The organism is Leifsonia sp. McL0618 (genome assembly GCF_049994905.1).
Classification (GTDB): domain Bacteria; phylum Actinomycetota; class Actinomycetes; order Actinomycetales; family Microbacteriaceae; genus Diaminobutyricibacter.
The window spans coordinates 2,889,230-2,906,020 of record NZ_CP188258.1; the positions used below are offsets into that span (position 1 = coordinate 2,889,230).

Sequence of the window (16,791 nt, forward strand, 5' to 3'; positions counted from 1 at the left end):
CCCGGTCACTCTGCCGCGTTCTGACCGGCGTACACCTCGTAGGCGGCGTCCCACAGGCCCTCGCGCCGGGGCGCGTCGAGGCCTTCGAGAAGCAGAGTGAGCCCGTCGACGAGCGAGTGCCAGCCCGCTGCGAAATCGGGCGCGGAGCGGAGGCGACCCGCCCCGAACACGTCGGGGATCGCATCCTGATCGAGCACGAGCAGAGTGCCGGCTTCCTGTCCGTCGAGGCGCAGGGTCACGGCCGATCGGGCCGGCCCCCAGGTGAACGACAGCAGGCGCTCGGGCTCCAGTGCGAGCACCTCCATCGCATGCACTCCGTCGGGGACGTTCGCGTCGCCGAGGCGGAAGGTGTCCCCCAGCTCGAGCGGACGGACGCGTGCTGGGTCGTCCGGCCATTCGACGACCGGCCACAGCCAGCGTCCGATCCGGTCAGGCAGGGTCAGTGCATCCCAGACGTCGGCGATGGAGGCATCGAGCAGTCGCTCGAGGTGCACGCCGGACTTCCCGTTTTCGCGGATCATGCGTGCCGGGGTGAGCCCGGCCTCGCGGCGGCGGTACTCCTCGAGAGCGGCGTCGAACGCGGCGGGGTCGGCGGCCTCGCCGAGGTACCCGCGATCGCCGAGATCCTGCTCGCCGTTCAGCTCGGCGTCGAGATGTGTGAAAACGCCTTGCCACACGGCACCCCAGACGGCCGCGTTGACCGCCTGCGCCCGTCTGTGCGTGAGGGTGAGCACGACGTGATCGTCGCCGTGCGGAGCGATGGTCGCCTCCAGCTCCGTCTCGGCCTCGCTCCCGAACCGCCAGAGCACGGCAATCCGTCTCTGAGGTTCGCAGGCGAGCACGCGACCGGTGACGGCGGGAAATCCGCCGCCCATTTCCAGACGGTAGCCGTCACCTTCCGTCGTGTAGCTGCCCAGCCAGCGGGTCATGCGGTCCGGCTCGGTGAGCGCACTCCACAGGTCGGCTGTCGTCGTCGCGTACTCGCGCTCCAGCGTCACGGTGCGCCTGGCGCCGTCGAGGGCGAGGTCTCCGAAGATCGTCATGATGCTGCAGCTCCCTGATCGTGTTGAACCGGCTGGTCGCGTTGAATCGGCTGATCATGTCGCGCGACAGTGCGGTCGGCAGCGCGCCCCCGCACGAGTTCTGTCTCGAGCGCATCCAGGTGCTGGTTCCAGAATGACCGGATGCCGTCCACCCACTCCGCGACACCATCGAACGCGGCAGAGTCGAGCGTGTACATACGCTGCTTGCCGGCGGTACGGCTCGTGACCAGCCCGACCTCACGGAGGACGCGCAGATGCCGGGATGCGCCGGGCTGGGTGATGCCGAACTGCGCGGTCACCGCATCGGATAGCCGGCCCGCCGTGCATTCGCCGGCGGCCAGCAATTCGACGATGCGCCGGCGAACCGGGTCGCCGAGAGCTTCGAGCGCGTCCATAGGCTCAACATATCACCGTGCGTTTATATAACGCAAGGATCAAACGTTCAGGATCGCTGGGCGAACGCCGACTCGTAGAGGCAGACGGATGCGGCGGTCGCCAGGTTCATCGACTCCGCATTGCCGTAGATCGGCACGGTGACGGCGCGGTCCGCCAGCGCCAGGTCGTCGTCGCCCAGGCCGCGCGCCTCATTGCCGAACACCCACGCCGTCGGCTGGGCGAGCAGCCCCTCGACCCGCACCGCGAGGAGGTCCTGCCCCTTGATGTCGGCGGCAAGGATCTGCAGCCCGGCAGCGTGTGCGCGCTCGACCACATCGGCCAGCGTCGCCCCCACCGCGACCGGCACATGGAAGATCGAGCCGGTCGACGAACGGACGACCTTGGGATTGTAGAGGTCGACCGTGCGACCGGTCAGGATCACAGCGTCGGCACCGGCGGAATCAGCGGCGCGGATGATCGTGCCCGCGTTGCCGGGATCGCGCACCTCCTCGAGGATCGCCACCAGCTTCGGCTCCCCCGACAGAATGTCACGGATCGACGTCGGGAACTGATGACAGACCGCAACGAACCCCTGGGGCGTGACCGTGTCGGCCATCGTCTCCAGCACGTGTTCGGTGACGAACTCGACATCGACGCCGGCATCGACAGCCGTCTGCGCGATGTCGGTGTACCGCTCGAGGGCCGTCGGCGTCGCGTACAGCTCGACGACGAGTTCAGGCCGGAACGTCAACGCCTCGGCGACGGCCTGCGGCCCCTCCAAAAGAAAGAGCCCGGTCTCAGACCGGGCTCCTCTTTTCGCCAGTTTCGCCACGGCCCGAACGCGCGGAGAGCGCGGGTTATCAAGCATGGCACCAGCCTATATGCGGCGACGCACTGTTCAGTCGTTACGCAGCATCAGCCTTCGGCGCCGACGTGTCGGCGGGCAGGGCCTTCCTGGCCGTCTCGACGAGGGCCGCGAACGTGGCGGGCTCGTTGACGGCCAGCTCGGCGAGGATGCGGCGGTCGACCTCGACACCGGCAAGACCCAGACCCTGGATCAGGCGGTTGTAGGTGAGGCCGTTCGCACGGCTGGCGGCGTTGATGCGCTGGATCCAGAGACGACGGAAGTCGCCCTTGCGCGCACGGCGGTCACGGTAGCTGTAGACCAGCGAGTGAGTGACCTGCTCCTTGGCCTTGCGGTACAGGCGCGACCGCTGACCGCGGTAGCCCTCTGCGCGCTCGAGGATGACCCGACGCTTCTTGTGGGCGTTGACGGCCCTCTTTACTCTTGCCATTTTCTTGTTTTCCTAACGTCGGGCGGCGTTACTTGCCGAGCATGTTCTTGATGCGCTTGGCGTCAGCCGGAGCGAGCACCTGGTCCTGGTTGAGACGGCGAGTGCGACGACTGGACTTCAGCTCCAGGTGGTGGCGCATACCGGACTGCTGCTTCATGACCTTGCCGCTCCCGGTCAGCTTGAAGCGCTTCTTGGCCCCGGAATGGGTCTTCTGCTTGGGCATTATTTCTCCTCGTTCGTCGCAGGCGTGGCCGGCGAACTCTCTTCGTCCTGCGCAGAAGGCTCTGCGGCAGCAGCCGACTCGTCGGCGGGGGCCTGCGCCCGCGCTTTCGAAGCGGCACGTTGTGCGTTGGCCTCGGCCTTGGCCTCTGATTTGTTCTTCAGGGGGCCGATGACCATGACCATGTTTCGACCGTCGATGGTCGGCGTCGATTCGACAGAACCGAACTCCGCGACATCTTCGGCAAATCTCTGGAGCAAGCGAACGCCCTGGTCTGGGCGGGACTGCTCACGGCCGCGGAACAGGATCATGGCTTTGACCTTGTCGCCGGCCTTGAGGAAGCCCTCAGCGCGCTTGCGTTTGGTTTCGTAGTCGTGCTTGTCGATCTTGAGACGGAAACGAACCTCTTTGAGGATCGTGTTCGCCTGGTTGCGCCGGGCCTCCTTGGCCTTCTGCGCAGCCTCGTACTTGAACTTGCCGTAATCCATGATCTTCGCGACAGGCGGCTTGGAGTTGGGAGCAACCTCAACCAGGTCCAGATCGGCTTCCTGCGCGAGACGAAGGGCGACCTCGATTTTCACGACGCCGACCTGCTCACCGCTGGGGCCGACGAGACGAACTTCGGGGACGCGGATACGGTCATTGGTACGGGGATCGCTGATGCGTTTCTCCTCTGATCAAAGCGATACATTCGGCCACGTCTCCGTCGGGTGACGGAAGCGGCGAAGAGGAAATTCACGCACCACAGCACCTGCGAATTAAATCGCAGGCCTGGCACGGCACCCTGACTACCCTCGCGCTGGCGGCGCGACGGCGGAGTGCGAACAACCCGGTAACCTAGTAGCGGTCAAGCGCGGGTGGGAGAATCTCCACTTTCGTACCGAGACTGAAGCCTCGGAGCCCGAACGATTCTAACAGAGGAAATCAGTGAGCGACAGTTACACCCCTCAGGACGCCGACGCGTACGTCGATGAAGCCACGCGAGACATCGCTGACGTCCCCGCTGTCGAGGTCATCACCACCACTGCAGTGCACCTCATGAGCGCCGCCGCCGTCAAATGCGGCCTCGCCGACGACCCCGCGACACAGACCGACCTGGATGAGGCACGCAAGCTCATCGACGCGCTCGCCGGGCTTGTGACGGCCAGCGCCCAGCACATCGGCGACCAGCACGCGCGCAGCCTGCGCGACGGGCTCCGCTCCCTGCAGCTGGCCTTCCGCGAAGCATCGCCGATCCCCGACGAGATCGGCAAAGGCCCTGGCGAAAAGTGGACCGGTCCGGTCAACTGATTTCGGCCAGCGCCGCGCGGACGGCTTCGATCGTGCGGGCGACCGCGACCTGGTCTGTGGCCCAGTTGCTGACCGAGAAACGCAGCACGTCGCGGTCCCTCCAGCGCGAGGGCGACGCGAAGATGGACCCATCCGCCCGCAGCGCCGCAGCAAGCGGCGCGATCCTGTCGTCGTCCTCGAGCGCCATGCACACCTGCGTGAACACCACATCGTTCAGGATGCTCACCCCCGGCAGCTCGGCGAGACCCCTCGCGAGGGCTGCCGCGCTGTCGGCAAGCCGCTGGACCAGGTCATCCACGCCCTGCCTCCCGAGCCACGCCAGGGTCGCCCACACCGGAACGCCGCGAGCACGCCGCGACATCTCCGGAACTTTCTCGTACGGGTCGAATCCTTCGGCGGGACGCGGCAGGTAGGCGGCGTGGATGCTGAACGCGGCATTCATCGCAACGGGGTCGGCGACGATCGCGATGCCGCAGTCGTAGGGGACGTTGAGAGTCTTGTGCGCATCCGTCGCCCACGAATCCGCCGATGCGTACCCTTCCGTCAGGTGCCGTAGCCGGGGCGCGGCGCCCGCCCACAACCCGAACGCCCCGTCGACGTGCACCCAGGCGTCCGCCTCATGCGCGACGGCGATCGCTCCGGCGAAATCGTCGAACGCGCCAGAGTGGAGGTTGCCCGCCTGCAGGGCGACGATCGCCGGCCCTTCCCCTGCCGCCAGCGTCTCCCGGAGCAGGTCGACCCTGATCCGCCCCTGGTCGTCGGCAGGAACCGTCTGCGGCAGGCCCAGACCGGCATAGCGCGCCGCGAGGTCGACCGAGGTGTGGCGCTCGGCACCCGCGATGAAGCGGATTCGGGGGCCGCCCGCCAGACCGTCACGGTTCACATCCCAGCCGGCGCTCCGCAGTACGGCGGTGCGCGCGGCGATCAGTCCGACCATGTTGGCGGTCGTCGCGCCTGTCACAAAACCGACGTCGGCGGTCGACGGCAGCCCGAGCAGGTCGAGCAGCCACTCCCCCGCCAGCTCCTCAGCACCGACCACGCCGGGGGTCGCATCGCGCATGCCGGCGTTCTGGTCCCAGGCGGAGACAAGCCAGTCGGCGCCCAGAGCCACCGGGTAGGTGCCGCCCATCACCCAGCCGTAGAACCGTGAGGACTGGATGCCCATGAGACCGGGTTCGACCGCGACGGTCAGGCGCTCCAGCACTTCCGTCGCCTCCGAGCCGCGCTCCGGAAGCCGGTCGCCCAGCCCGCTACGCACGTCGCCGATGGGCACTTCCGGTGGTATCGGACGCTCCTCGAACCCGCCGAGCCAGGCTTTCGCGGTGGCCGCCGTCCTGTCGATGATGTCGTCGTAGTCAGATTGCATCAGCGCACCTGCTTCCGTGGCTCCCAGCGCACAGCCGATTTTCCTCCCCGCCGGGGCGATGGGTCAACGCGCGGTGCGTCGGATGTCAGGCGGACGCGGCGAGCTGCACGCGCAGGGAATCCACGCGGGTGGCGATCACGTCATCTGCCGCCCACCGCTGTGCGAGCCGGCCGAGTACGGCGTCGAGCTCTTCCTGGGTCAGGCCCTGGGCGAGCTCCAGGCGCACCACGAGGTCTTCGCCGGCGAGGCGTGCATCCGGGTCACCCGAACGCAACGAGACGTCGTGCACTCCGAGCTCCGACCCGATCGACGCACTGAAAGCCTCGAAGACTTCAGGGTCGAGGTGGGCTGGGAGCCACGGCTGCGACTGCGCGATAGCCCAGAGCGCAGGGCGGCGGATGACGAATTCCGTCTCCGAGAGAGGATCGAGTACGACCAGGTCGGTCTCCTCACGCGCCGCGGCAAGCGCGACCCGCACACCGTCGGCCGGCACCGGCCGCGCCTTCGGATTCCAGCGCTGCATGGCCTGCACGGACGAGAAGACGGGGAGCACGGTGCGTCCGTCTGGGCCTTCGACGGTGACGATGGCAAGCTCCTGGGACTTGTCCACCAGGTGGCCCGCCGCGGTGACACCGGTCTCGCCGAGCTGGGCGACAAGCGGAATGAGCAGACGCGCGCGTCGCAGGGCGTCGACGACCGCATCCGCCGACGCTTCGCCTGCCCGAAACCGGCCGAGCGCCTGCACGAGCTCGGCGGGCGCGGACCCGTCGTCGTCGCCGAACGTGTTCGCGTCGAACTGGCGTCCCGCCCAGGGCTGGCCGGCCGAGTCGGAGAGCGGGTGGCGCGGTCCGTCAGTTGCCGGCGACATCCAGCGCCTCAGGCAGCGTGAAGGCGCCGGCGTAAAGGGCCTTGCCGACGATGGCTCCCTCGAGTCCGCGCGGAACCAGCCCGCGGAGGGCGGCGATGTCGTCCAGGCTGGAGATACCACCGGAAGCGACGACAGGGCGCTCGGTGCGATCCATCACCTGGCGCAGCAGATCGATGTTCGGTCCCTTGAGCGTGCCGTCCTTCGTGACATCCGTCACGACGTAGCGCGCGCATCCCGCCTCTTCGAGCCGGTCGAGCACCTGCCAGAGGTCGCCGCCGTCCTGCGTCCAGCCACGGGCTGCGAGTGTGGTGCCGCGCACGTCGAGGCCGACCGCGATCGCCTCGCCGTACCGGCCGATGACGCTCGCCGCCCACTCGGGGTTCTCGAGCGCGGCCGTACCCAGGTTGATACGGGTGGCACCGATGCTGAGGGCGGCCTCGAGCGAGGCATCATCTCGGATTCCGCCCGACAGCTCCACGTTCACGCCGCGCACCTGGCGGATGACCTTCTTGAGCAGGGAGTAGTTGTTACCGCGGCCGAAAGCGGCGTCGAGGTCGACGAGGTGGATCCACTCCGCGCGCTGGTCGGCCCAGTCCGCCGCAGCGTCGACCGGGTCGCCGTAGCTGGTCTCCGAGCCGGCCTCGCCCTGGGTGAGGCGAACGGCCTTGCCGTCGGCGACATCCACGGCCGGAAGGAGCACGAGTCGTGGAGTGTTGTTGAATTCGCTCATGATGCCTCTCGTGTCACGCGTCGTGCGTTCACCCGACACCAGCACAAAAGCCTAGCCGAGGGTGCCGAGTCGGGGCGCCTCCGTGACGCTGCGCGGCCGAGCGTGGTGCTTCCGCTCGAGCGTGGCCAGCGGGCCTGTCACGCTCGACCGGAACAGGCAGACTGGGCGCCCAGACGGCCGGGCGGGCGTCAGCGCAGCGTGCCCAGCCAGTTGTGGAGCAGGCGGATGCCGGCAGCGCCCGACTTCTCCGGGTGGAACTGGGTCGCACTCAGCGGACCGTTCTCCACCGCGGCGATGAAACGCGAACCGTGCTCGCTCCAGGTCACGCGCGGCGCCGGGAACGGCGGTAGCACGTCCAGGCTCCACTTCTGTGCGGCATAAGAATGCACGAAATAGAACCGCTCGTCGCGAATGCCCTCGAAGAGCGCCGAATTCTCCGGCGCGTCCACGGTGTTCCAGCCCATGTGTGGCAGCACAGCAGCGTCGAGCACGTCGACCTCGCCCGGCCACTCGCCGAGTCCCGGGCTGTCGTTGCCGCGCTCGACACCGTGTTCGAACATGATCTGCATGCCGACGCAGATGCCGAGCACCGGTCGTCCGCCCGCAAGCCGGCGGTCGACGATCTCGTCGCCGTGGGATGCACGCAATGCTTCCGCGACCGCCTTGAAGGCACCGACACCGGGTACGACGAGGCCGTCAGCGTCCTGTGCCTTCGCCCGGTCTCCCGTCAGCTCGACGTCTGCCCCGGCCGCTTCGAGCGCCTTGGCAGCCGAGTACACGTTGCCCGTGCCGTAGTCGAACACGACGACCGACGGTCGCGTCACAGCGCACCTTTGGTCGACGGGATGCCCGACACGAGCGGGTCGAGCGCCTTCGCCTGGCGAAACGCGCGCGCGAACGCCTTGAACTCGGCTTCGGCGATGTGGTGGGGGTCGCGCCCGCCGAGCACCGTGATGTGTGTCGTCAGTGCCGCGTTGAACGTGATGGCCTCGAACACGTGCCGCACCATGGACCCGGTGAAGTGGCCGCCGATGAGGTGGTATTCGAAGCCGGCGGGCTCGCCGGAGTGCACCAGATAGGGCCTGCCCGAGATGTCGACGACCGCCTGCACGAGTGCTTCGTCGAGGGGCACCAGAGCGTCGCCGAAGCGCGAGATGCCCGACTTGTCGCCCAGCGCAGACCGGATGGCCTGGCCGAGTACGATGCCGACGTCTTCGACCGTGTGGTGGACATCGATCTCGACGTCACCGCTCGCCCGCACCTTCAAGTCAGTGAGCGAGTGCTTCGCGAACGCGGTCAGCAGGTGGTCGAAGAACGGAACGGACGACTGCACGTCCGCGCGTCCCTTTCCGTCGAGGTCGACGGTGAGCTGAATGCTCGACTCGCTGGTCTCCCGCTGGATCGTGGCCGTGCGATTGGTCATGATTGCGAGTTTAGTGTCGCGGCGACGACGCCCTCGTCGTTGTGACCGAGTGAGGCGAGGGCCGTGAGGAACGCTGTCGTCTCGGCCTCCGTGCCTGCGGTGACACGCAGGTGATTCGGAATTCCGACATCACGGATCAGTACCCCCTGGGCGAGCAGCGCCTGGAAGGTCGCATGCGGGTCACTCACCCCGCCGAAGAGGACGAAGTTGCTGCCGCTTCGGTGAGGCTGGTAACCGAGCGCCGCGAGTTCGGTGACCAGCCGGTCGCGCTGGGCGGAGATCTCGCCGACCATGGCGAGCATCTCCTCCGAGTGCGCGAGCGCCGCGATCGCCGCCGCCTGCGTCAGCGCGGACAGGTGGTACGGGAGCCGGACGAGCCGGAGGGCGTCGGTGACGGCCGGATCCGCTGCGAGGTAGCCGACCCGCGCACCGGCGAAGGCGAAGGCCTTACTCATCGTTCGCGATACGAGCAGCCGTTCGCGCCCGGGCAGAAGGCTGAGAGCTGAGGGACTGCCCGTCGGCATGAATTCGGCGTAGGCCTCGTCGACGACGACGATGCCGCGCGAAGCCTCGTAGATCGCGCTGATGGTCTCGATCGACAGCGGCGTGCCCGTCGGGTTGTTCGGAGCGCAGAGGATGACGATGTCCGGGTCGACGCGGCGGATCTCGTCGACCGCCGTCTGCGCGCTGAGTTCGAATTCGTCGTCGCGGGGACCTGCGAGCCACTGGGTGCCCGTGCCGGCCGCCAGGAGCGAGTACATCGAATAGGTCGGTGCGAACCCGAGCAGTGAACGCCCCGGGCCGCCGAATGCCTGGAGGATGTGCTGGATGACCTCGTTCGACCCGTTCGCAGCCCAGATCTGCGCGGAGGTCAGACCGTGTCCGAGATATCGGGCCAGGCTTTCGCGCAGTTCCACGAACTCGCGGTCGGGGTAGCGGTTCACTCCACGGATCGCTTCGCCGACCGCAGCAACGATGTCTGCCGCCACGTCATCCGGAATCGGATGCGTGTTCTCGTTCACGTTGAGGGCGACAGGAACGGTCTTCTGCGGCGCACCATAGGGTGTCTTTCCCCGCAGGTCATCGCGAATTGGCAGATCGGAGAGCGAAGTCACCACTCAATGCTAATGCGGCGCTAATGCGGCCCGACCGCGCACTTCCGCGGCCCGATGCAGCCTCCGATCAGTGACCGGCGCCGTACTGGGCGGGGATCGCGATGCGCTGGCCCGGGGTGACGACGGCCGACTGCAGTTGGTTCAGCGAGACGATGTCGGCGATCACATCGCGCGGATCGGCACTGGGCGCGACCTTCTCGGCGATGCTCCAGAGGGACTGGCCGGAGTGAACCGTCACGTATGCGAACTGCGTGTGCGCAGTCGGGCCGGTCGCGATCGCTCCGCCGCCGTTCATCGCGAAGAGGAAGGCGCCGACCACCAGCGGGACGGCCGCGAGGCTTGTGATCACCGCGCGTCCGCGGCGCGTGAGCCGAAGGTGAGTGGTCGCGGTGCCGGCAGGGCGGGACGGTGCACCGGCGAAATGCGTCGGCATCTGAATCGCTGCAGTCATGGCCTGTCCTCCTGGGAGTATTCGCATCCGGCACTCGGCCGGGAGAGCCGGATGCGAAGCTATGTTCCGAATATATCTTCGAATGTCTGAAAGTTCAACCACTCCGCAAACACTGATTACGTGACGAATATCGCAACACACTCGAACACATGTTTGTTTCAGCGCTGCATCGTGGATACAGTTTCGATTGTCTGGAGTTCACTCAACCAGGCACCACCGACATTCGTTCCAGCGCAACCTCGGAACGGGCGCGGAGGCGGTCACGAAGGGACGGGGAAGTGACGAACGACAACGCAGCAGGACGGGAACGCGGCGGTACCCGCCGGCGCAAGAACCTGAGCGAGAAACAACTCGCCATCCTCGATGTGATCGCACGCTCCGTGAGCCAGCGCGGGTATCCGCCGAGCATGAGAGAGATCGGCGACGCCGTCGGCCTCTCCTCCCTGTCGAGTGTCACCCACCAGCTCAACCAGCTCGAGCTGAGCGGCTACCTCCGGCGGGATCCGAACCGGCCACGCGCGCTCGAGATCCTGATCGACGTGCCGCAGACCGCATCCGAGAGCCTCGACTACGAGAACCAGACACCGGTCGGCGATGCCGCCATGGTTCCGCTAGTCGGTCGCATCGCCGCCGGCGTGCCGATCACGGCGGACCAGCAGGTCGAAGAAGTCTTCCCGCTCCCCCGCCAGCTCGTCGGCAACGGCGACCTCTTCATGCTGAAAGTCGTCGGCGAGTCGATGATCGACGCGGCGATCTGCGACGGCGACTGGGTCGTAATCCGTCAGCAGAAGACCGCAGAGAACGGCGATATCGTTGCGGCCATGCTCGACAGCGAGGCCACGGTCAAGGTCTTCCGCCAGCGCGACGGCCACACCTGGCTGCTCCCCCGCAACTCCAACTTCGAGCCGATCCTGGGCGACTTCGCCGAGGTCCTCGGCAAGGTGGTGGCGGTTCTCCGGGCCGTGTAGGCATCCTGCCCCGGGTCGCCGACGACCTCGCGCGGCCCGCTACGCCCAGCCGAGCTCATGCAGGCGGGCGTCGGAGAGCCCGAAGTAGTGCCCGATCTCGTGCACGAGGGTGACACGAACGCGGCGGCGCAGCTGGTCGAGGTCGGAGCTGCGCTCCTGGATGTTGTTCTTGAACAGCGTGATGCGGTCGGGCAGCTCGCCATAGCCGTAGACGCCTCGACGTGTGAGCGGGTGTCCCGTGTACAGCCCGTAGAGCCTCGGGTACTGTCCCGGCGGCTGGTTGTCGATCAGGATCGCGACATTGTCCAGCTGCCCGAACCAGTCGTCGGGGATCGCGTCGTACTCCTCGGTGACGATGCGCTCGAATTCGTCGTCGGAGATCTCGACCATGGTGCCATCCTGTCACCGGCCGGGCAATGAACGAAACGGGCGCACAGGTTCGCTCCGGGCGCACAGGGTGGATCCTGTGCGCCGGTGCAGAACCCGTGCGCCCGCGACAGCTCGGCGGCTAGGCCGGAACGCCCGCCTTCTCCCGCACGACCCTGGTTGCTTCGAGGATGTTCTTCAGCGATGCCACAGTCTCGTCGTATCCGCGCGTCTTGAGCCCGCAGTCCGGGTTCACCCAGAGCTGACGGCCCGGGATGGCCGCGAGCGCCGTCTCAAGCAGCTCGGTCACTTCGGCGACGCTCGGCACGCGCGGCGAGTGGATGTCGTAGACACCCGGGCCGATGCCATGGTCGAACCCGCTGGTCTGGATGTCGTGGACGACCTCCATGCGCGACCGCGCGGCCTCGATGCTCGTCACATCGGCGTCGAGGTTGCGGATCGCGTCGATGACGACGCCGAACTCCGAATAGCAGAGGTGGGTGTGGATCTGCGTCTCGTCGCGCACCCCGGCCGTAGCGAGGCGGAACGACCCGACCGACCAGTCCAGGTAGTCGGCGTGGGCGGCGCGCTTCAGCGGGAGCAGCTCGCGCAGCGCCGGCTCGTCGACCTGGACGATGCGGATGCCCGATTCCTCCAGGTCGCCGATCTCGTCGCGGAGTGCGAGCGCGACCTGCCGTGCGGTCTCGCCGAGCGGCTGATCGTCCCGCACGAAGGACCAGGCGAGGATCGTGACGGGACCGGTGAGCATCCCCTTCACGGGCTTCTCCGTGAGGCTCTGCGTGTATGTCGACCAGTCGACGGTGATCGGCTTCGGCCGTGACACATCGCCCCACAGGATCGACGGGCGTGTACAGCGGCTGCCATAGGACTGCACCCAGCCATTCTGCGTGACCGCGAAGCCGTCGAGGTTCTCGGCGAAGTACTGCACCATGTCGTTGCGCTCGGGCTCGCCGTGCACGATGACGTCGATCCCGATCTCTTCCTGCAGGTCGACGACGCGCTTGATCTCGTCGCGCATCAGACCCAGGTACTCGGCCTCGCTGATCAGCCCCTTCGCAAGCTGTGCGCGCGCACGGCGGATGTCGCCCGTCTGCGGGAACGAGCCGATGGTGGTCGTCGGCAGGAACGGCAGGCCGAGCGCTTCCTCCTGCGCGGTGAGGCGGTCGCCGTATTCCCCGCGGGAGAAGTCGGACGCGGTGAGCGCAGCCGTCCGGGCGCGCACGGCCGCGTCGCGCACACCGGGCGCAGCCTGGCGGTCGGCGAGAGCGGCGGATGCTGCACGCAGCGCGTCCTGCACCGCCTCGTGCCCGTCGACAAGGCCTGTCGCAAGCGTGGCGACCTGCCCGATCTTCTGGTCGGCGAACGCCAGCCACGACTTCAGCTGGTCGGACAGCGCCGGCTCGTCGTCGACGTCGTGCGGAACGTGCAGGAGCGACGTCGACGTGGAGACGGCGACGGTCGGCGACAGCGAGAGCAATGACGTGAGCTTTCCGAACGCGGCTTCGAGGTCGCCGCGCCAGATGTTGTGGCCATCGATCACCCCGCCGACCACCGCCTTGGCAGCGAGCGCGGATGCGGTCGCCGCGTCGAGACCCGACGGAACCGTGCCGCGCACCAGATCGAGCCCGATCGCCTCGACCGGCGATTCCGCGAGCACCGGAAGCGCATCATCGAGGCTTCCGTATGGAGCTGCGACGAAAATCGCGGGCCGGTCGACCGCACCGCCGAGTGTCGCGTAGGCGGTGCGCACGGCCCCGAGCACCTCGGAGCGCGCATCTTCGATGCTCTCGCTCACGAGTGCGGGCTCGTCGAGCTGCACCCACGGCGCCCCGGCGGCGGCGAGGCGTGCGAGCAACTCCTGGTACACCGGGAGCGCGTCGGCGAGACGCGTGAGCGGGCGGAAGCCTTCAGGCGCCTCGTCGCTCGCCTTGCTGAGTGCGAGGAAGGTGACCGGGCCGACGATCACGGGGCGGGTCACGAAGCCTGCAGCCTTCGCTTCTTCGAACTCGCGGACGATACGGTCGGAGGCGAGCCGGAACGTTGTCTCCGGGCCGATCTCCGGCACGAGGTAGTGGTAGTTCGAGTCGAACCATTTCGTCATCTCGAGCGGTGCGTGCTCACCTTCGCCGCGGGCGATCGTGAAATAGCCGGCGAGGTCGACGTGACCGGACACATCCGCGAGACCGGCGAAGCGCGACGGGACCGCCCCGAGCGTCACGGCCGCGTCGAGCACCTGGTCGTAGTAGCTGAAACTCTCCGGGATGGAGGCGTCGCTGCGCCCGAGGCCGAGACCGGCCAGACGCTCACGGGTGACCGCACGGAGTTCGGCGGCCTGCGCCTCGAGTTCGTCGGCGGTGATCGTTCCGGCCCAGAAGGCTTCGACTGCCTTCTTCAGTTCGCGGCGGCGGCCGATGCGGGGGTAGCCGAGGATGGTCCCTGTCGGGAAGGCGGCTCGAGTCGTCGTGTCGGTCATACTTTCTCTCTTTCAGGTGGCGCTGGCGCTGTGCAGAAGTCCGGTGCGCTCGAGGACGGCCAGAACGGCCTCGTGCTGGTTGAAGGTGTAGAGGTGGATGCCCGGGGCACCGCCCGCGACGAGCTGCGAGACGACGCCGGTCGCCCACGCGATCCCGATCTCGCGCTGGCCCTCCTCGGTCGGTTCGATCTCGAGCTGGATGGCGAGCTCGCTCGGGAGGTCTTCTCCGCTGAGCTCGAGCATCCGTTTCAGGCGCGCGGGACTGGTGACGGGCATGATGCCGGGCAGGATCGGGAACTCGACGCCGGCATCCCTGGCGCGCTGGGCGAAGGCGAGATAGTCCTCCGGGTGGAAGAACAGTTGCGTGATCGCGAGGTTCGCCCCTGCCGCCTGCTTCGCGAGGAGTGTGTCGATGTCCTGGCTCGCCGAGCGCGAGTTCGGGTGGCCGTTCGGGAATGCGGCGACGGCGATCCGCACGTGCTCGCGTTCAGTGCGCACTTCCCGCGCGGTCGGGATCCCGGGCACCAGCCGCTCCTCGTAGGGAACGCGCTCGGCCTGCACCCGGTGGATCAGCTGCACGAGCTCGCCCGCGCTGTGCAGGTCGCCGAGTCCGCTGTCGCCGCTCGGAGCATCGACGGGTGGGTCGCCGCGCACGGCCAGAAAGCTGCGCACGCCGGCGTCGAGGAACTCGCGGATGAGGCGGTTCGCCCCGGCGTGGGACGATCCGACGCAGGTGAGGTGCGCCATCGGGCTCACCGATGTGTTCGCGAGGATGTAGCGCAACACATCCAGCGACGACGTGCGCGACGATCCGTTCGCGCCGTAGGTGACCGAGATGAAGTCAGGGTGGGCGGCCGCGAGGCGGTCGATCGTCGCGGGAAGCGCCGCCGACGCCGCCACGTTACGGGGCGGGTAGAGCTCGAAGGAGAAGGGGACGCGGCCCGGACACGGGGCGTCGCCGGCGGCTGCCGGAGCGGTTCCGTGATCGTTCATCGCATGTCTTCCGTCCAGGTGATGTCGGGATGACCGCATCTTCAGGACGATGGCCGCAGGCTTGCCGCGCACGTCCCTGGAGGGTCATGAGCCCGAAGGCTTTCGCGGGCGGGTGCCGGGCTCGGCTGTCGCTCCATGTCGCCCAGGCTTCCTGCACGACAACGATTGATAGGCAGAGTAGCAAGCACCGGGTCGCACCGACAGGCGTGTGTCGCCGTATGACGACGCAGCCTGCAGGTCAGGCGACAGCGAAGGCGCTGAAGACCGCTTCGTACTCCGGAAGGATGCGTGCAGTGACCTTGGTACCGTCTTCGACGTACTCCGTCGACATCACGCGGCCCCGCTCGTGCAGGGCGGAGATCAGGTCGCCACGGTCGTACGGGATGACGAGGTCGAGTTCGATGGACGGGTCGGGGAGGAGCCGGGCGATCGCGGCGAGCACGTCGTCGATGCCTTCGCCGGTGCGTGCGGACGCGAAGATCGCGCCGGGCTCCAGCCCACGCAACACGAGACGCTCGTCATCGCCGACCAGGTCGGCCTTGTTGAAGACGACGATCTCGGGCAGGTCCCTGGCACCGACCTCGCCGATCACATCGCGCACAGTGGCGAGCTGGCTCGCCGGGTCGGGGTGCGACGCGTCGACCACGTGGACGATCACGTCGGAGTCGGCGACCTCTTCGAGCGTCGAACGGAAGGCCTCGACGAGCTGGTGCGGCAGGTTGCGCACGAAGCCGACAGTGTCGGCCAGGGTGTAGAGCCGCCCATCTGCCGTGACCGACTTGCGCACGGTCGAGTCGAGCGTCGCGAACAGGGCATTCTCGACGAGCACGCCGGCCTTGGTGATGCGGTTGAGAAGGCTGGACTTGCCGGCGTTCGTGTACCCGGCGATCGCGACCGACGGCACCGAATTGCGGCGACGGTTCGCGCGCTTGGATTCACGTGCCGGCTTGAATCCGACGATCTGCTTGCGCAGCTTCGCCATCCGCGAGTGGATCCGGCGGCGGTCGAGCTCGATCTTCGTCTCACCGGGGCCACGTGACCCCATGCCGGCACCGACGCCTCCGACCTGGCCACCGGCCTGCCGTGACATCGAATCGCCCCAGCCGCGCAGACGGGGAAGGAGGTACTCGAGCTGTGCGAGTTCGACCTGTGCCTTACCCTCGCGGCTCTTGGCGTGCTGACTGAAGATGTCGAGGATGACCGCTGTACGGTCGATGACCTTCACGCGAACGACGTCTTCGAGAGCACGCCGCTGGCTCGGGGCCAGCTCGGTGTCTGCAATGACGGTGTCGGCGCCGAGGGCTGCGACGGTGCCGGCAAGCTCTTGCGCCTTGCCTTTTCCGAAGTAGGTGCTCGCGTCCGGGTGCGGTCGCCGCTGCAGCAGTCCGTCGAGCACCACGGCACCGGCGGTCTCCGCCAGCGCGGCGAGCTCACGCATCGAGTTCTCTGCGTCCTGCAGCGATCCCTGCGAATAGACGCCGATCAGCACGACGTTCTCGAGACGCAGCTGCCGGTACTCGACCTCGGTGACGTCTTCGAGTTCGGTGGAGAGGCCCGAGACGCGGCGGAGCGCGGCACGGTCTTCCCGGTCGAACTGGTCGCCGTCGTGCGAGGTGTCGTCGACGGGACCGCGCTGAAGCGCCTGCGCCCCGCTTGTGAAGAGCGACACTCCCGACGCGTGGGAATCGGCGTTGGCAAGCACACGCGCCACGACATCGACGTCGGTGGAGCGTGTTTCGTCGCCACTCATCTGTTCGTTCAGTTCTATATCCAGCATCTGGGTTAACCCTAGTT

At 67.6% G+C, this 16,791-nt stretch carries 19 protein-coding genes; 2 read left to right on the plus strand and 17 right to left on the minus strand.

Features of this window, described 5'->3' with window-relative positions; genetic code table 11:
• Positions 1–5 precede the first annotated feature (5 nt).
• Genes ACPPVQ_RS13915 through infC form a run of 6 tightly spaced genes read right to left on the minus strand, consistent with a single transcriptional unit; the run spans position 6 to position 3,595 of the window.
• Positions 6–1,043 (minus strand): SRPBCC domain-containing protein, encoded by a 1,038-nt coding sequence (locus tag ACPPVQ_RS13915; RefSeq protein ID WP_426515694.1) that lies wholly within the window; start codon positions 1,041–1,043, stop codon positions 6–8.
• The gene (locus ACPPVQ_RS13920; protein ID WP_426515695.1) at positions 1,040–1,438 is read right to left on the minus strand and encodes an ArsR/SmtB family transcription factor; all 399 of its coding nucleotides are present in this window, start codon (positions 1,436–1,438) and stop codon (positions 1,040–1,042) included. Before ACPPVQ_RS13920 ends, ACPPVQ_RS13915 begins: the two co-directional genes overlap by 4 nt.
• A 47-nt stretch (positions 1,439–1,485) precedes the next feature.
• Positions 1,486–2,286 (minus strand): TrmH family RNA methyltransferase, encoded by an 801-nt coding sequence (locus ACPPVQ_RS13925; RefSeq protein WP_426515696.1) that lies wholly within the window; start codon positions 2,284–2,286, stop codon positions 1,486–1,488.
• 37 nt (positions 2,287–2,323) lie between these two features.
• On the minus strand, positions 2,324–2,713 hold the full coding sequence (gene rplT, locus ACPPVQ_RS13930) for a 50S ribosomal protein L20 (RefSeq protein ID WP_426515697.1): 390 nt from the start codon (positions 2,711–2,713) through the stop codon (positions 2,324–2,326).
• 28 nt (positions 2,714–2,741) lie between these two features.
• Positions 2,742–2,936: a 50S ribosomal protein L35 gene (rpmI, locus tag ACPPVQ_RS13935; RefSeq protein ID WP_426515698.1), complete on the minus strand. Its 195-nt coding sequence runs from the start codon at positions 2,934–2,936 to the stop codon at positions 2,742–2,744.
• Complete coding sequence (gene infC / locus ACPPVQ_RS13940; protein ID WP_426521268.1) at positions 2,936–3,595, minus strand: translation initiation factor IF-3; 660 nt, start codon at positions 3,593–3,595, stop codon at positions 2,936–2,938. The genes rpmI and infC overlap by 1 nt, the downstream gene beginning before the upstream one ends.
• A 265-nt stretch (positions 3,596–3,860) precedes the next feature.
• Here infC and ACPPVQ_RS13945 point away from each other — a divergent pair, with 265 nt between their 5' ends.
• Positions 3,861–4,223 (plus strand): DUF1844 domain-containing protein, encoded by a 363-nt coding sequence (locus ACPPVQ_RS13945; RefSeq protein WP_426515699.1) that lies wholly within the window; start codon positions 3,861–3,863, stop codon positions 4,221–4,223.
• Here ACPPVQ_RS13945 and ACPPVQ_RS13950 read toward each other — a convergent pair.
• From ACPPVQ_RS13950 to ACPPVQ_RS13980, 7 genes are all read right to left on the minus strand, one after another.
• A complete protein-coding gene (locus ACPPVQ_RS13950) occupies positions 4,216–5,589 on the minus strand; it encodes a pyridoxal phosphate-dependent decarboxylase family protein (RefSeq protein WP_426515700.1) in 1,374 nt (457 codons plus the stop codon). The two genes, ACPPVQ_RS13945 and ACPPVQ_RS13950, sit on opposite strands and share 8 nt — an antisense overlap.
• A gap of 85 nt (positions 5,590–5,674) precedes the next feature.
• The gene (locus ACPPVQ_RS13955) at positions 5,675–6,457 is read right to left on the minus strand and encodes an SseB family protein (protein ID WP_426515701.1); all 783 of its coding nucleotides are present in this window, start codon (positions 6,455–6,457) and stop codon (positions 5,675–5,677) included.
• Positions 6,441–7,187 carry a bifunctional 1-(5-phosphoribosyl)-5-((5-phosphoribosylamino)methylideneamino)imidazole-4-carboxamide isomerase/phosphoribosylanthranilate isomerase PriA gene (gene priA, locus ACPPVQ_RS13960; protein ID WP_426515702.1) on the minus strand — a complete coding sequence of 249 codons (747 nt, stop codon included), beginning with the start codon at positions 7,185–7,187 and terminating at the stop codon, positions 6,441–6,443. The genes ACPPVQ_RS13955 and priA overlap by 17 nt, the downstream gene beginning before the upstream one ends.
• 188 nt (positions 7,188–7,375) lie before the next feature.
• On the minus strand, positions 7,376–8,011 hold the full coding sequence (hisH, locus tag ACPPVQ_RS13965) for an imidazole glycerol phosphate synthase subunit HisH (protein ID WP_426515703.1): 636 nt from the start codon (positions 8,009–8,011) through the stop codon (positions 7,376–7,378).
• Positions 8,008–8,610: an imidazoleglycerol-phosphate dehydratase HisB gene (hisB, locus tag ACPPVQ_RS13970; protein ID WP_426515704.1), complete on the minus strand. Its 603-nt coding sequence runs from the start codon at positions 8,608–8,610 to the stop codon at positions 8,008–8,010. Before hisB ends, hisH begins: the two co-directional genes overlap by 4 nt.
• Entirely contained in the window at positions 8,607–9,728 is a 1,122-nt protein-coding gene (locus tag ACPPVQ_RS13975) for a histidinol-phosphate transaminase (protein ID WP_426515705.1), read from the minus strand. Before ACPPVQ_RS13975 ends, hisB begins: the two co-directional genes overlap by 4 nt.
• Positions 9,729–9,792: 64 nt before the next feature.
• Positions 9,793–10,176, minus strand: coding sequence for a LysM peptidoglycan-binding domain-containing protein (locus ACPPVQ_RS13980; protein ID WP_426515706.1), 384 nt, complete (start codon positions 10,174–10,176; stop codon positions 9,793–9,795).
• A gap of 278 nt (positions 10,177–10,454) precedes the next feature.
• Between ACPPVQ_RS13980 and lexA the strand changes: the two genes are divergently transcribed.
• Positions 10,455–11,144, plus strand: coding sequence for a transcriptional repressor LexA (gene lexA / locus ACPPVQ_RS13985; RefSeq protein ID WP_426515707.1), 690 nt, complete (start codon positions 10,455–10,457; stop codon positions 11,142–11,144).
• 39 nt (positions 11,145–11,183) lie between these two features.
• On the opposite strand, the gene ACPPVQ_RS13990 is transcribed toward lexA, so the two are convergent.
• The 4 genes from ACPPVQ_RS13990 to hflX all read right to left on the minus strand — a co-directional run bounded on the left by ACPPVQ_RS13990 (position 11,184) and on the right by hflX (position 16,774).
• Entirely contained in the window at positions 11,184–11,534 is a 351-nt protein-coding gene (locus ACPPVQ_RS13990) for a metallopeptidase family protein (RefSeq protein WP_426515708.1), read from the minus strand.
• A gap of 118 nt (positions 11,535–11,652) precedes the next feature.
• Positions 11,653–14,004, minus strand: a complete 2,352-nt coding sequence (gene metE, locus ACPPVQ_RS13995) for a 5-methyltetrahydropteroyltriglutamate--homocysteine S-methyltransferase (protein ID WP_426515709.1) — start codon at positions 14,002–14,004, stop codon at positions 11,653–11,655.
• 12 nt (positions 14,005–14,016) lie between these two features.
• Positions 14,017–14,997, minus strand: coding sequence for a methylenetetrahydrofolate reductase (locus ACPPVQ_RS14000; RefSeq protein WP_426515710.1), 981 nt, complete (start codon positions 14,995–14,997; stop codon positions 14,017–14,019).
• A 238-nt stretch (positions 14,998–15,235) separates the two neighbouring features.
• On the minus strand, positions 15,236–16,774 hold the full coding sequence (hflX, locus tag ACPPVQ_RS14005) for a GTPase HflX (RefSeq protein WP_426515711.1): 1,539 nt from the start codon (positions 16,772–16,774) through the stop codon (positions 15,236–15,238).
• Positions 16,775–16,791: the final 17 nt, after the last annotated feature.